Source organism: Methylomonas sp. MgM2 (assembly GCF_054172045.1).
This window is the reverse complement of record NZ_JBSYXO010000005.1, coordinates 167,502-181,092: the sequence shown is the minus strand read 5'-3', so window position 1 is coordinate 181,092 and position 13,591 is coordinate 167,502. Positions and strand designations below refer to the sequence as shown.

Annotated in this window: 14 protein-coding genes, 1 tRNA gene and 2 pseudogenes; 8 read left to right on the top strand and 9 right to left on the bottom strand. The window is 53.6% G+C overall.

Translation table 11 applies throughout. The annotated features are described in order from the left end of the window. Positions 1-14: 14 nt before the first annotated feature. The gene (locus tag ACW73I_RS06290) at positions 15-485 is read right to left on the bottom strand and encodes a DUF302 domain-containing protein (protein ID WP_458028384.1); all 471 of its coding nucleotides are present in this window, start codon (positions 483-485) and stop codon (positions 15-17) included. Between the two features lie 17 nt (positions 486-502). On the opposite strand from ACW73I_RS06290, the gene mobA reads away from it, so the two are divergent. Next, positions 503-1,096 (top strand): molybdenum cofactor guanylyltransferase MobA, encoded by a 594-nt coding sequence (mobA, locus tag ACW73I_RS06285; RefSeq protein WP_458028383.1) that lies wholly within the window; start codon positions 503-505, stop codon positions 1,094-1,096. A gap of 30 nt (positions 1,097-1,126) precedes the next feature. Here the strand turns inward: mobA and ACW73I_RS06280 are convergent, their stop codons facing one another. From ACW73I_RS06280 to ACW73I_RS06255, 6 genes and pseudogenes are all read right to left on the bottom strand, one after another. Beyond that, positions 1,127-1,501, bottom strand: a complete 375-nt coding sequence (locus ACW73I_RS06280) for a DUF2784 domain-containing protein (RefSeq protein ID WP_458028382.1) — start codon at positions 1,499-1,501, stop codon at positions 1,127-1,129. A gap of 371 nt (positions 1,502-1,872) precedes the next feature. After that, a complete protein-coding gene (locus ACW73I_RS06275; protein ID WP_458028381.1) occupies positions 1,873-2,286 on the bottom strand; it encodes an MAPEG family protein in 414 nt (137 codons plus the stop codon). Between the two features lie 102 nt (positions 2,287-2,388). Further along, positions 2,389-3,054, bottom strand: a complete 666-nt coding sequence (locus ACW73I_RS06270; RefSeq protein ID WP_458028380.1) for an MlaC/ttg2D family ABC transporter substrate-binding protein — start codon at positions 3,052-3,054, stop codon at positions 2,389-2,391. Between the two features lie 271 nt (positions 3,055-3,325). Continuing rightward, on the bottom strand, positions 3,326-5,878 hold the full coding sequence (locus ACW73I_RS06265) for an FAD-binding and (Fe-S)-binding domain-containing protein (protein WP_458028413.1): 2,553 nt from the start codon (positions 5,876-5,878) through the stop codon (positions 3,326-3,328). 378 nt (positions 5,879-6,256) lie between these two features. After that, positions 6,257-6,673, bottom strand: a pseudogene (locus ACW73I_RS06260) (FAD-binding oxidoreductase); the annotation flags it as partial. Positions 6,674-6,844: 171 nt separating this feature from the next. Then, a pseudogene (locus ACW73I_RS06255) lies at positions 6,845-7,237 on the bottom strand (DUF3683 domain-containing protein); the annotation flags it as partial. 194 nt (positions 7,238-7,431) lie between these two features. Between ACW73I_RS06255 and mtnA the strand changes: the two are divergent. The 7 genes from mtnA to ACW73I_RS06220 all read left to right on the top strand — a co-directional run bounded on the left by mtnA (position 7,432) and on the right by ACW73I_RS06220 (position 11,412). Further along, positions 7,432-8,469: an S-methyl-5-thioribose-1-phosphate isomerase gene (gene mtnA / locus ACW73I_RS06250; RefSeq protein WP_458028379.1), complete on the top strand. Its 1,038-nt coding sequence runs from the start codon at positions 7,432-7,434 to the stop codon at positions 8,467-8,469. Then, a complete protein-coding gene (cysZ, locus tag ACW73I_RS06245; RefSeq protein WP_458028378.1) occupies positions 8,463-9,212 on the top strand; it encodes a sulfate transporter CysZ in 750 nt (249 codons plus the stop codon). Before mtnA ends, cysZ begins: the two co-directional genes overlap by 7 nt. Next, positions 9,212-9,427 carry a DUF1289 domain-containing protein gene (locus tag ACW73I_RS06240; RefSeq protein ID WP_458028377.1) on the top strand — a complete coding sequence of 72 codons (216 nt, stop codon included), beginning with the start codon at positions 9,212-9,214 and terminating at the stop codon, positions 9,425-9,427. The genes cysZ and ACW73I_RS06240 overlap by 1 nt, the downstream gene beginning before the upstream one ends. Positions 9,428-9,469: 42 nt before the next feature. Continuing rightward, positions 9,470-9,556, top strand: a tRNA-Leu gene (locus ACW73I_RS06235). A gap of 108 nt (positions 9,557-9,664) precedes the next feature. Then, positions 9,665-9,814 (top strand): Arm DNA-binding domain-containing protein, encoded by a 150-nt coding sequence (locus ACW73I_RS06230; protein ID WP_458028412.1) that lies wholly within the window; start codon positions 9,665-9,667, stop codon positions 9,812-9,814. A 559-nt stretch (positions 9,815-10,373) separates the two neighbouring features. Further along, the gene (locus ACW73I_RS06225; protein WP_458028376.1) at positions 10,374-10,862 is read left to right on the top strand and encodes a hypothetical protein; all 489 of its coding nucleotides are present in this window, start codon (positions 10,374-10,376) and stop codon (positions 10,860-10,862) included. Then, positions 10,855-11,412 carry an ImmA/IrrE family metallo-endopeptidase gene (locus ACW73I_RS06220; RefSeq protein WP_458028375.1) on the top strand — a complete coding sequence of 186 codons (558 nt, stop codon included), beginning with the start codon at positions 10,855-10,857 and terminating at the stop codon, positions 11,410-11,412. Before ACW73I_RS06225 ends, ACW73I_RS06220 begins: the two co-directional genes overlap by 8 nt. A 779-nt stretch (positions 11,413-12,191) precedes the next feature. On the opposite strand, the gene ACW73I_RS06215 is transcribed toward ACW73I_RS06220, so the two are convergent. Further along, on the bottom strand, positions 12,192-12,692 hold the full coding sequence (locus tag ACW73I_RS06215) for a DinB family protein (RefSeq protein ID WP_458028374.1): 501 nt from the start codon (positions 12,690-12,692) through the stop codon (positions 12,192-12,194). Further along, positions 12,689-13,567 carry a branched-chain-amino-acid transaminase gene (ilvE, locus tag ACW73I_RS06210; protein WP_458028373.1) on the bottom strand — a complete coding sequence of 293 codons (879 nt, stop codon included), beginning with the start codon at positions 13,565-13,567 and terminating at the stop codon, positions 12,689-12,691. Before ilvE ends, ACW73I_RS06215 begins: the two co-directional genes overlap by 4 nt. Positions 13,568-13,591 lie beyond the last annotated feature (24 nt).

Below are 13,591 nucleotides of genomic sequence, written 5' to 3'. Positions count from 1 at the left end.
TTAAGGTTAGAAAGTTATTGTTCTGCGGCAAAATCCACGATTTGCTTTAGCTGTTGATTCATGTCCGCGGCAAACCGATTCAATTCGGTATTATCGCCATGTTCGGGCAATAAATGGGTTCTGATAATGGTTTTACCCTCGAATTGATATGTAACTACATTGCAAGGCATATACGCAACCGCATGCGGCGTAATTTCCAAAACCGTTCTGGCCAAGGTTAAATTGCAAAACTGCACGGTATCGTATTCCGGAAAATTGCTAGCGCCGCGCTCGCGTATCACTTTTCCGACCCGGCTATGGCCGGTAATCCGGAAATTATGGTCGGCGATCGCAATTTCAAGCTCGGCCAGCACTTCATCGTACGGCTTGGTGGTCTGAACCTGGTAATAATCGACGCGTTCGCTCCGGATATTAGGAAGGTCCGGTTGCGAGGCACAACTTGCAATCAGCGCTGCGCTTGCGAAAATATGCAATCTTTTCAACATGACAAAAGCTTAACATTATGAGCAGGCAAAACAAAGTCAGCGGCGTGGTGCTGGCCGGCGGCCTGGGACGGCGCATGGGGCGGCAAGACAAGGGGTTGACGCCGTTTCACGGCCGACCTTTGATTTGCTTTGCATTAGCCGCAATGGCACCCTTGGTCGACGAACTATTCATCAGCGCCAACCGCAATCAGGAAAGCTATCGACAGTTCGGTTACCGCGTGATCAAAGACCGGAATTCGAAGTTTGACGGCCCCTTGGCAGGCATTTTGGCGGCAATGCAAGCCGCGGCCAACCCTACCCTACTGATCTCGCCCTGCGACTCGCCGATGATACAATCCGAAGACTTACAGCAGTTGTTAGACGCGATGACGGCAGACGTGGAAATTGCCGTGGCGTCCGACGGCAAACGTCTGCATCCGGTCTTCGCGGCGCTGAACACCGGGCTCCAGGCCGATCTGTGCCGGTATCTCGATGGCGGCGAACGCAAATTGCAAACCTGGTTCGGTCGGCACAAGCTGGCCGAAGTCGACTTTTGCGATAGGCCTGAAATATTCCTCAATATCAACACGCCGGAACAGCTGCGCGCACTGAGCAAATCGAAACCCATATAAAGTCTGGGCTTATGACGCTCAATCGCTCGTTTACTCGCCGCGACGAACGTAGCGGTGATAAACCAGGCCGCCATAGGCCAGCAAATTCACGCCGAATACTATCCCGGCCAGGACGATTTGCGTTCCCGGCACCAACCCTTCGGGATAAATGATGCTGAGCAAATAATGTTCGATAAAACCTTCGCTGTAGCCGGCCTGTCCGGCGGCTCGGCGCAGATCGTTTTCAAGATAAGTCAACGGACAGACGCCGCCGGTCAGCTCGATAACGATACCCCATATCGCCGCCGGTAAATGCAAGACCAGCAGCCACCGCCAGCGGAACACCAACCCGGCGCCAAACACCACGAAAACGATGAACGCTAGGTGAAGTAACAGAACGCCGTCAGCGGCTACGCGGAAGAACATACACAATACATCCGAAGCTAGGCATTGATCGAATATGTAGGATTATTGGCTTTGAAGAAACCGGACATCGGCCGCCCCGTGCTCAACCGTCGGCGACGAAGCAGACGGACTAACGCAACTTTTAGCTAATTCCGGCCCCGCCCTATCCGTTAGGATTCAACTTCCCGTTTTGCCGGTGCGAACCCTGGCGCATACCGGATGAGGAACGCCGTGAACCCTCCCATGAGGGCTTGACGGCAGCGTCCTTTTGCTGCCGACATCCTCACTCGGTACGTTCCCAGTGACTATGCCGTATCGGGAAGTTATTTCGGACGATACCCTTAGCGTTTACCGGCCGATGATTTAGCGAAACGATGCGTGTTTTCGATCACTCACCTCAACAAGCTTTCGAAAAAAAGCAATCCCCACATAAGATAAAGTATGCCTTGACTTAGCAGAAACGCCCACAAGCGATGAGATATTTTATTGTAAGTCAAATGAATGATTGAATGCGCCGTGCGGGCAGCCACGTAAGCCCAAGCCAACCCCAAGAACCATGCGGACTCGTAGCCGATAAGCATGGATATCAGGCAGGCCGGATAGAACAAAACCGGCGCCTCAAACAAATTCGCGACGTTCCTAGCCGATTTTACGACGGATTCCGGCGGAGTTTCGCCTTGAAACAATTTTAGATAATCTATGGTCAACTCGCCTTTTCGTATAGACCTTATTCGCGAAAACAATATCGACGGATAGACCGACAAGGTAAGCAGGACAAGCGCGAAAATAGGATATACGATAGGCATGATGGCTCTCCTTTTAACGCAAGACGACAAATTGTTATTGATCGAACGCGAAATAGGAGGCCAAGGCCAGACACTGATAGGCGCCCTCGCCGGTCCGGCATTTTATTTGCCGCCGTCCTCCGCCAGCTCGGCATTTTTTTTCACAAGCTTATCGATCAGTGGCGTCAGCGATCCCATTGTCTCAATGTCATTTTTGAAATTACTGCGATAAGTCATCACCAGGCTAACGCCGTCGATCAAAATATCGTAAACTTTCCACTGCGCGCCGCTCTCCAACATGCGGTAATCGACCGCGACGGCTTGGCGGCCGGGCTGCTTGACTTTGGTTTTTATCAAGACCTTGTTGCCGCCGGTTTTGCTGATTCCGGGCAAAAATTCGATTTCCCAATCGTCGAGCTCGACGAACACCCGGGCATAGGTTCTGAGCAACAGGGTTTTAAACTCCTTTTTGAACCGAACCTTTTCCGCATCGGTGGCCGTCTTCCAAAACTTGCCCAATACCAAGACTGAGAGCAAGTCGTAATCGATATAGGGATCGATCACCGTGCCGACGTAATCTACGACTTGAGGAAAGTTCTTTGCGAACTGTTTGTCGCGCAAGCGCGATTTGATTTGATTGGACGTCCGTTCGATGATGGATTGAGGTTCGGCTAGCGCGTCCGCCATTACCGTCGTCATCGTATCCAATAGCAAAGCGATTACAAACACGAACGCCATGATCCGGAGTTTGGAGAATTTCCCGTTGGTCGCTATCGGTTTCGTGGACATCTTGAATTCCGCACTCGAATAAGTTAAACGCCGTAATTACGGGCCCGAACGCGTTTGCGCCGCGGCTACGAGCGGCGCGTTTCGCCGATAGAAAAATTCAGCGTCGCAAGCACGATAATCGACTTTTTCTTATTTCGCAATCCGTAACGCCGCCACGCACTGACCCAAGCCGCCGGCGAGGACTTTTTTAGGCACGCGATTCGAAATCGGCAAGCCATGCCGCTTCGCGCCGCTCCCAAAAGCGGATAAGCCGACCGGCTAAGGCGCAAACCTAAACCAAGACCCGCTCTATGCCGCCTTTGGATGCTTGCTTGATATAATTTTTCATCCAGTCTTTGCCCAACACATGTTTGGCGATTTCGACGACGATATAATCGACTTCCAGATTGTCGACATCGCCCTTATAGCGTTGCAAGCCTTGCATGCAAGACGGACAGGAGGTCAGCATTTTGACCGGCCCCTCGCCACCCTCGGCATGCAACTTGGTGACATCCCGATGCAACTCGACGGATTTACGGAAGCGTACTTGCGTGGAAATGTCGGGCCGGGCGACCGCCAAGGTACCGGATTCGCCGCAGCAGCGTTCGGACTTATTGACCTTTACTCCCATCAGTTCGTTGACGGTTTTCAAAGGATCCTGCTGCTTCATCGGCGTATGGCAAGGGTCGTGGTACAAATATTGAGAGCCGCCAACGCCGTCCAATTTCACGCCTTTTTCCAACAGATATTCGTGGATATCGATAACGCGGCAGCCCGGAAAAATCTTGTCGAACTCGTAGTCCATCAATTGATCGAGACAGGTGCCGCAACTGACCACGACGGTTTTGATGTCCAGATAGTTGAGCGTGTTGGCGACCCTATGAAACAGGATGCGATTGTCCGTAGTGATTTCCTGCGCCTTATCGAACTGGCCCGCAGCCCGCTGCGGGAAGCCGCAACACAGATAGCCGGGCGGCAATACGGTTTGCACGCCGATTTCGTAAAGCATGGCTTGGGTCGCCAGACCGACTTGCGAAAACAAGCGCTCGGAACCGCAACCCGGAAAATAAAACACCGCCTCGGTATCGGTCTGGGTTTTTTCCCGGTCGCGAATGATGGGCACGATTTCGTTGCTTTCTATGCCCAACAAGGCGCGCGCGGTTTTGGTCGGCAACTTGCCGGGCATTTTGCGGTTGGTAAAATGAATCACGTATTCGCGCAATTCCGGCCGTCCCGTGGACGACGGCGGCTGCGCCAACTGCCGCTTACCCCACGGACGCAGGAAAAAGGCGCCTAAGCGCTGCCCCTTGTACGACCATTCGATCAGCAGCTTGCGCATTAACTTGACGCTGCTCGGCCGTCCGGTGGACAAAAACGCAATCGCGGCCGATTTGACCGGATTGAAACTTTGCTTGCCCATCTTCCGCAGCAAATTGCGCATATTCATCGACACGTCGCCGAAATCGATGTCGACCGGACACGGGCTATAGCATTTGTGGCAAACGGTACAGTGGTCGGCCACGTCCTCGAATTCCTTCCAATGCGTGATCGATACGCCGCGCCGGGTTTGTTCCTCGTACAAAAAGGCCTCGATCAACAACGAGGTCGCCAGAATTTTGTTCCGAGGCGAGTACAGCAAATTCGCGCGCGGCACATGGGTCGAACAAACCGGTTTGCATTTGCCGCAGCGCAGGCAGTCTTTCACCGAGTCCGATATCGCCCCGATATCGCTTTGCTGCAGGATCAGGGATTCATAGCCCATCAAGCTGAACGATGTCGTGTAAGCCTTGCTCAAATCGGCGCCCGGCATCAGCTTGCCGCGATTGAAGCGGCCGTCCGGATCGACTTGCTCCTTGTAAGCATGAAAACCGGCTAACTCTTCCTCGCTTAAAAACTCGTATTTGGTGATGCCTATGCCGTGCTCGCCGGAAACGACGCCGCCCAAAGATCGCGCGAGCCCCATGATTCTGGCCACGGCCTGATTGGCTTCCTGCAGCATCCCGTAGTTGTCGGAATTGACCGGCAGATTGGTGTGCACGTTGCCGTCGCCGGCATGCATGTGCAATGCAACGAACACCCGTCCGCGCAGCACTTCTTTATGAATAACGCCGATGCGTTCCATGACCGGGCGAAAGTTATCGCCGGCGAAAATTTCCTGCAAGTTCGGTAGCAACTCGGTTTTCCACGAGGCCCGCACCGAATAATCCTGCAGACGGTGGAATACGGTAGGATTCTCGGCCTGATTGCTTAACTCGCCGGAGTTGATGCCGTAATCGGCGAACAGGCTTTCGGCCTGCTGCAGAGGCATATCCAAATTATCGTACAACCATTGCCAGCGTTTCCGCACGGCGCTGACCGCGTCCAGGGCGCGCTTGCGCCTGTCCCATATGATTCCGGCCTTATCTTCGTCGCCCTCGAAAATCCGCAGCGGCAAGTCGCCCTCCAGAAACCGGCTCAAGCCGTCGCAGAGCCGAAGTTTATTCCGTAGCGACAACTCGATATTGATGCGCTCGATGCCGTCGCAATAATCGCCCATGCGCGACAACGGAATCACCACGTCTTCGTTGATCTTGAAGGCATTGGTATGTTTGGCGATCGCCGCCGTTCGCGCCCTATCCAGCCAGAACCGCTTACGCGTTTCCGGACTGACCGCGACGAAACCTTCGGCGCCGCGGGCATTACAAAGCCGCACGACTTCGGAGGCGGCCGTAGCGACTTGATTGTCGTCATCGCCGACGATATCGCCGATCAGAACCATTTTCGGCCGGCCTTGTTGCTTCGCCTTGCTTGCGTAGCCGACCGCCTTGACGTAGCGCTCGTCCAAATGCTCAAGTCCGGCCAACATCACCCGCTGCGGACCGCTTTTCGGCAATGACGCCAAATAGTCGCGAATCTCGACGATGGCCGGTACCGCCTCGCGCACCTGGCCGTAAAATTCCAGACAAAAGGTGCGGGTCTGCGGCGGCATTTTGTGCAAGATCCAGCGCGCCGACGTAATGATGCCGTCACAGCCTTCTTTCTGAATGCCGGGCAAACCGCCCAGGAATTTGTCGGTAACGTCCTTACCCAATTCGCCCTTGCGGAAGGTCTTGCCCGGTATCGTTAATTGGTCTTCCGACAACAAGGTCTTACGCTTGGCATCGAAGCGCTTCAGCGTGAAAGTCACTTGCTCCTGCTCGTGAATCTTGCCCAGGTTGTGATGGATGCGTTCGACTTCCAGCCAGTTACCGTCCGGAGTCACCATGCGCCAGGACCATAGATTATCCAAAGCCGTGCCCCATAAAACGGCCTTTTTGCCGCCGGCGTTCATCGCGATGTTGCCGCCGACGCAAGAGGCATCGGCCGAGGTCGGGTCGCATGCGAACACCAATCCGGCATTTTCGGCCGCATCGATCACTCGCCGGGTCACCACGCCGGAACAAGTGAAAACGGTCGCATAGCTTTGCTCCACGCCCGGCAGCCAGGTCTCGTGCTCGATCTGCCCCAATTCAACAAGCTTCTCTGTGTTGATCACCGCGGAATAAGGCGTCAGCGGCACCGCCCCGCCGGTGTAGCCCGTACCGCCGCCACGCGGGATGATGGTCAAGCCCAGTTTGATGCAGTCGCGCACCAGCGCACCGACTTCATCCTCGCTGCACGGATAAAGCACCACGAAGGGATATTCCACCCGCCAGTCGGTCGCGTCGGTGACATGCGACACGCGGGCGAAACCGTCGAAACAGACGTTATCCTTGCGGGTATGCTTGGAAAATAAGGCCAGCGCCTTGCGCCGCATGTCGCGGGTACGGTCGAAATGGGCCTCGAACGCATCCACCGCATGATGCGCGGCCTCGATCAACAAGGCCACCCGGCGGGCGCGGTCGGGAAATTCGGCTTCGTGTTGATGATGGCGTATCTCCATCTGCTTCAAGCGATGACGCATCGCTTCTAGCAAGGCCTGCCGGCGTTTGCGGTTATCCAGCAAATCGTCTTCGAGATAGGGATTTCTCTGTACGGCCCAGATGTCGCCCAATACTTCGAACAACATGCGAGCCGAGCGGCCGGTAATGCGTTCGTTGCGGAGCGACTCTAAAATACGCAAGCTTTCTTCGCCTAACAGGCGTATGACGATTTCGCGGTCGGAAAAGGAAGTGTAGTTGTAAGGAATTTCGCGCAGCCGGACAGGCTCCGCATCGGAAATAAGGCCAGTCGTTTCTAAGTCCACAGCCGGTGTAGTGATGTGGTTGATAATGCTTAATTGTATCACCTGCCGACCGGCGAAAATACCATAAAGCGCCCGGCGAATTTCAATATCGGACGCCAAAACGATTAGAATAGCGCCGAACCGACACTATCTAACATTCATGATGTCAGAACGTCGCCATGCACTCCTCACCCAATTTATCTTCGGAATCGAACATGACATTAAGCTCGAATCTATCCGTGCAAGCCTTACAATGGAGCGGCCGCGGCTTGAAAGTGCTGGACCAGCGCCAATTGCCGGAAACCATCGCCTACGACGAATATCAAGACGCGGCCGGCGTGGCTGAAGCCATCGCCTCGATGCGGGTACGCGGCGCGCCCGCCATCGGTATCGCGGCGGCTTACGGCGTAGTATTGTCGGCCTTACAGCATTATCCCGGCGACGGCTGGCAAGCTAAAGTCGAGCAGGATATGCAGCGCTTGGCCGGCTCCCGGCCCACCGCGGTGAATTTGTTTTGGGCATTGGACAAAATGCGCCGACAACTGGCAGCTAACGACGCCGATCCGATTGCGTCGCTAACCGAGCTAGCCCAACACATCCACGACGACGATATCGCCGCCAACCTGGCCATGGGCGAACGCGGCGCCGACATCCTGGGCCGCGCCAACGCGGTGCTGACTCATTGCAATGCCGGCGCACTGGCAACCGGCGGCTACGGCACCGCCTTGGGCGTGATCCGTAGCGCCTACAAGCGCGGCCATTTAAAAAACATCTATGCCGACGAGACCCGCCCCTGGCTGCAAGGTGCCCGGCTAACGGTTTGGGAACTGGCTCAAGACGGCATTCCGGCCACGCTGATCGCCGATTCGGCCGCGGCCTGGCTAATGAAATCCGGCAAAGTCGATTGGATCGTGGTCGGCGCCGACCGCATCACCGCCAACGGCGATGTCGCCAATAAAATCGGCACTTATTCGCTGGCGGTCTTGGCCAAACAGCACGGCGTAAAGCTCATGGTCGCGGCGCCCTCTTCCACCTTCGATTTCAGCCTGGAAACCGGCAGCCGCATTGAAATCGAACAACGCAACCCCAAAGAATTGCTGGCCGATTGCTATTTAGGCGACGGTTCATTGGTCACGGCCTGGAATCCGGTATTCGACGTCACGCCCGCGGAACTCATCAGCGCGATCGTTACCGAAAACGGCGTCGTCGTCGACCCCGGCAAACACGGCGTAAGGAGTCTACAACCATGTTAAATCTTAAAAACGGCAACAATCCGGTCTTGGCTTTAAGCTGTTTACTGCAAGGCGTAAAACTGCTGAACCATCCGGGCCTGCGCAAATATCTTCTAATCCCGATGTTCATCAACTTCGTGCTATACACCGGCGCTTTCGTAGTAGGCTATCACTCGGTGTCCGCGCTGATACACGAATTCATCCCGGAGTGGCTATCGTGGATCAGCTGGATATTGTGGCCCTTGTTCTTTGTCAGTTTTCTGGTGATAGGCTTTTTCACGTTCACGCTAATTGCCAATCTGATCGCGGCGCCTTATTACAGTCAACTATCGGCCAAGGCGTTGCAAATCGTGCTCGGCCAGGAAGCGCCTATCGTCGAGCAACCCTGGAACAAAGTATTCCTCGGAGAGCTGAACCGTATAGGCTATTTGGTGGTACGCACCCTACCGCTGCTACTGTTGTTCCTGATACCGGTCGTGAATCTGATTGCTCCGGTATTATGGGCCATTTTCGCGGCCTGGGGCTTCGCGATGGAATATATGGCTTACCCGCTGGAAAACCGCGGACTCAGCTTTAGCGATCAAAAACAGTTCTTGCAACAATCGCGCTGGGGCGCGCTTAGCTTTGGCGGCGTCGCCGGTTTGGCACTGACCCTGCCGTTGGTCAATTTTCTGATCGGCCAAGCCGCCGTCATCGGCGCAACGATTTATGTTCACCGCCTATCCGAAAGCGCTACCGGCGCATCATCTTCCGAGGAGAAATAATGAAATTCAATCCCTGTGTCGACCAATGCACCAAAGACGGCACGCACTGTCAGGGCTGCGGCCGCTCGCACGAAGAAATCGCCGGCACCAAGCAAATCGTACAATCGGCCGTAAGCTTTATACGCGAACAACAATACGACAACCCGGAAGCATTCGTTGCCGCGATTAGCAAAAGCATTTTAAAGAAATTGCAAAAAATCGATAATGAAAGTTAATTGACAAAAATCAGCGCTAAATTATAATGGCCGGCTTGCGTTGCCTCGGTGGCGAAATTGGTAGACGCACGGGACTTAAAATCCCGCGGAGTAACATCCGTGCCGGTTCGACTCCGGCCCGAGGCACCATTTAAGATTCTCAAGCAGTCTCACAGAATCCAAAAACCCGCGAGTTTCCTGACTTAGCGGGTTTTTTATTGTCCAGTGTTGTCTAATGTCGTCTATTGACATACCGCTATTCGTAACGCCAAGCCCAGTCTGGATAAGCCTTACAAGCTGCAAGACGACAAAGGACTTTACCTTCTGGTAAACCCAATCGGTGCAGAATACTTTCGCTATAACTATCGTTTTGCCGGCAAACGAAAAACGTTGGCTTTAGGCATCTAACCAACGTAACAGGAATTCGGGCTGCTGGCTGATCAAACCGTGATCTTGCTTAAGGAGCTGCGAGCACAGTCCGGCAACCGAAATTGCCTGATTCCGTCGGAACAAAAGAAAAACAGGCCCATGTCGTAAAACATCGTTAATGGTGCGATCCGGCGCATGGGCTAAGCAAAAAGGAAATGACCGACCACGACTTCCGTTCGATGGTCTCTACCCGTTTGAATGAACTACACTTCAACCGGGATTGGATTGAGCGCCAACTAGCCCATAGCAAAAAGAACAGCGCTAGAACTGCTTACAATCATGCAGAATATTTGCCGCAACGGGCATGCAGGATTGGGCGGATTATTTAGACGGCTTGCGGGCCGGTGTCGAGGTAATACCATTTAGGCGGGCGGGTACGACTTGAAATTGTGCCTAATCCAAAATTTGATTATCTATAAAATCAATAGGGTCCAGTTTTGGACCTGCTATCTTTAGTTGTTATCGGGCTGATGATATAAAGAAGACAAAATTATCAACTCATTTGGATTGCTAAGGGAATAAAAAATATATGAAGCGAATGTACAAGATACTTGCTGTACTGTTGCTGGGATTTGTAGGAGGCGCTTTATCGCCTTGGGTTCTGTCATGGGCTGCACCTGTTCCGATTGCTGAACCGTCGGATGCTGTTGCTGTTGCGAATACGTTTATTGTATTCACTACGTTTTTCTTCGTTGGAATCACCGTTGTACTCGCCGTAGCCGGCTTTGTTTTTACCCAGCAGTTTTCAGCCACAAAAGAAACCCATGAAATACAGGCGCTAAACGAATTGAAGGATAAAATCAAGAGTCACGAACAAACAGCAACGTCACTTCTCGATGCACTTTTGGAAAACCCGGATGTCAAACGCCACATTGAAACTTTGCTGCAAACCAAGATAGATGAACTCATCAACGAACGGTTAGCTGATTCACAAGCGTTCGCTACCCAAGCGGCTCAGGAATTGAATGCTGTACATGGCTTAGCTGCGCAACTTCGACCTAACAATATAGGAGTGAATAATGAGTGAACCACTCTATAAAAATGCTGCATCCCTTTTACAAGAAATGAAGAACCAAGGTCTAAGTATTGGTGTTCCGGTTAATGTGGATAGTATTGCGCAAGAGTTAGGAATTTCAGTTGAAACCGACTTTTCGTTGCATAACGATCAAATCGTCGGTGAAATAACCTTCGTTGATGGAGATCCCGTTATTAGGATTAACCCATTTGAAAATTCGTATGAGCCTCGCCGTCGATTCACTTTGGCGCACGAACTTGGACATTATTGCCTGCATTCTGCATCTTCAAAAAAGGGCTTTACGGATTCTAGAAAAACGATGAGCCGGAGCGAGTCTTTCTGGGACGCCTTTGAATCTGAAGCAAATAGTTTTGCTGCACAACTTCTTATGCCGAAGGTATCACTTATTTCAGAAGGAAATAAGATCATTAGCAATTACAAGCAGAAAAACAATGCTGATAGGATGCCTGTTGGAAAATTTGTTGATGAAATGGCGACAAAATTTCATGTATCAAACAAAGCAATGGAATACCGGTTGAAAAACCTAAAAGTTATTCAATAATGCTGTCCTAGGTGGATTATTTGGACGGCTTGGGGGCTGATGCCGAGGTGATACAGTTTAGATTGGCTGATACGACTTGAAACCGGTGCAATTACCCGCCATGATAAATTTTCTTGTCCGGAGAGTGTCGGCTTCCGGCGGGAAAGATTGCTAGCCATCCCTGGCTAGCAATCGCGCCTACACCGCCACGTGATTGCCTGCGGCGGCCCTGGCCGTCCGCGTCACCTCGGCTTTGACCCAGCAAGGGGATCAAAGCCTTGGCTCTCGCATGACTCGACGCCGTTCCGCGATGCCTTGCAGTTTTTCTAGTCGAAAAACCGCCCGGCGCTACGGCTTCCAGGGACTACTCAACCTTCACTCGCTGGCGCTTCGTTTCCAAGGTTTCGCAGCGCCGGCTGTGCGCATGGCGCAAAGCCGATATCGCCCCCGGCGCCACCCGGGTCGGATTGACACCGAAATTTACAGGCCGAACAATTCGCCTAAAGGCCGTTTTTCCCGGCCTTCCAGCCGGGCGCCGTGCAAGCCGCAAATGACTCTGGCGGATACAAGGATTTTCTTGCCAGCGGCGGCAATAGGGAGGGCTGATTCTGCATTCGGAACGATCCTAAGAGAGTTAAAAAATACGTAACTATTCAACTCGGTTTCAGATTGTTCGAAATCAAGCAATGCGCTGGTTGTGTTGGAGCGGCTTTAGCCGCGATAAAAGCCTTCGTTCGCGGCTAAAGCCGCTCCAACAACAAAAGTTAGTCCCATCGCTGAACGGTTACAAAAATGCAAGATTAGTCGACAAACGGCGCGCAGATGAAATCGATGGCGCCGTAGTCGCAACCGCACTGGCTCAACAGCGCGGTGATTTGGCCGCGATGGTGGGTTTTGTGGATCAACAAGGTAGTCAGCATGGTAGCCACGGCCAACACTTTATCTTGCCCGGTGGACAGACTGCGAAATGCGATGCGCCGTTGCAAGTCATCTTCGCTCAAGCCCGGGATCAAATCCAGCAACGCCACGTCGCTGGCGCTTTGCGCGGCACGCAGTTCGCCGAAGTCGGCGCAAAGTTCCAAGTCCAGGCGCCGGTATGGCGCCGGCCGACCTTGCAAGCGGGCCAGCCAGACGCGATCGCCCAACAGCAAATGGTTCCAGGTGCCGTGGATCGAACCAAAAAACACGCCCCTATCGCGTTTACGTTCGGCATCCGGCAAGGCCTCGCAAGCGTCGTACAATCGCCGGTTGACCCACTGGCTGTAACGGGCTTGTAACGCGAAATGCTCCAGCAAATTCATAAGGCGCCCTTGCACTCTTCGGCGATGGTCTGAATGAAGGCCTGCTGTAATTTCCGGAAAACCGGCCCCGGACATTGGCCGATGACCCGCTGATCGATGCCGGCCACCGGAATCAGTTCCGCGCCGGTGCCGGTCAAGAAACATTCGTCGGCGGCGTACAGGTCGTACACGCCCAACGGCTGCTCACTGGTTTCGATGCCCTCGGCTTGCGCCAACTGTAGCACCAATTCGCGGGTGATACCTTCCAGCGCGCCTTCCGAGCATGGCGGCGTCAACAGGCAAGCGTTCCGCACGATAAATATATTATCCGCAGTACCTTCGGCTACACGGCCTTGCGCATTCAGCAAGACGGCTTCGTCGGCGCCGGCATGATTGGCTTCGATTTTGGCCAGAATGTGGTTCAAATAATTCAGGCTTTTGATGCGCGGATCGAGGCCGTCGGCCGGCAAGCGGCGCACCGACGACACGATCAGCCGTGCGCCCTCCTCACGGCTGGATCGATCGACCATGTTCAGTTGATCGGCAATGATAACGACATTCGGCTGCTCGCAGCCTTTGGGATTCAAACCCAGCGAGCCCGGTCCGCGGGTCACCATCAGGCGGATGTAGCCATCATTGTCGGCAAAAGCGTCGATCAGCCGTTCGATGACGGCCGTCAATTCTTCGGTGGAGAGCGGTATTGCCAGTGCAATCGCCCGCGCCGACAGCTCCAAACGCTGCAAATGCCGTTGCAGACGAAAGGCACGGCGGTTGTAAAAGCGTATGCCTTCGAACACGCCGTCGCCATACAGCAAACCGTGGTCGTTGACCGGTATGCTGGCTGCCGACAGCGGCAATAGCGTGCCGTTCAGCCAGCACAAGGCTTTTTCGTTCATGTTGTTTTCCTCAAAATAGTAGAT

Coding starts and splice junctions, on each gene's coding strand:
- ACW73I_RS06275 (WP_458028381.1), bottom strand. CDS start 2,286: ATGCCTATCGTATATCCTATTTTCGCGCTTGTCCTGCTTACCTTGTCG.
- ACW73I_RS06280 (WP_458028382.1), bottom strand. CDS start 1,501: ATGTTCTTCCGCGTAGCCGCTGACGGCGTTCTGTTACTTCACCTAGCG.
- ACW73I_RS06220 (WP_458028375.1), top strand. CDS start 10,855: ATGAGTGAACCACTCTATAAAAATGCTGCATCCCTTTTACAAGAAATG.
- ACW73I_RS06225 (WP_458028376.1), top strand. CDS start 10,374: ATGTACAAGATACTTGCTGTACTGTTGCTGGGATTTGTAGGAGGCGCT.
- mtnA (WP_458028379.1), top strand. CDS start 7,432: ATGACATTAAGCTCGAATCTATCCGTGCAAGCCTTACAATGGAGCGGC.
- ACW73I_RS06265 (WP_458028413.1), bottom strand. CDS start 5,878: ATGTTGGCCGGACTTGAGCATTTGGACGAGCGCTACGTCAAGGCGGTC.
- cysZ (WP_458028378.1), top strand. CDS start 8,463: ATGTTAAATCTTAAAAACGGCAACAATCCGGTCTTGGCTTTAAGCTGT.
- ACW73I_RS06240 (WP_458028377.1), top strand. CDS start 9,212: ATGAAATTCAATCCCTGTGTCGACCAATGCACCAAAGACGGCACGCAC.
- ilvE (WP_458028373.1), bottom strand. CDS start 13,567: ATGAACGAAAAAGCCTTGTGCTGGCTGAACGGCACGCTATTGCCGCTG.
- mobA (WP_458028383.1), top strand. CDS start 503: ATGAGCAGGCAAAACAAAGTCAGCGGCGTGGTGCTGGCCGGCGGCCTG.
- ACW73I_RS06215 (WP_458028374.1), bottom strand. CDS start 12,692: ATGAATTTGCTGGAGCATTTCGCGTTACAAGCCCGTTACAGCCAGTGG.
- ACW73I_RS06290 (WP_458028384.1), bottom strand. CDS start 485: ATGTTGAAAAGATTGCATATTTTCGCAAGCGCAGCGCTGATTGCAAGT.
- ACW73I_RS06270 (WP_458028380.1), bottom strand. CDS start 3,054: ATGTCCACGAAACCGATAGCGACCAACGGGAAATTCTCCAAACTCCGG.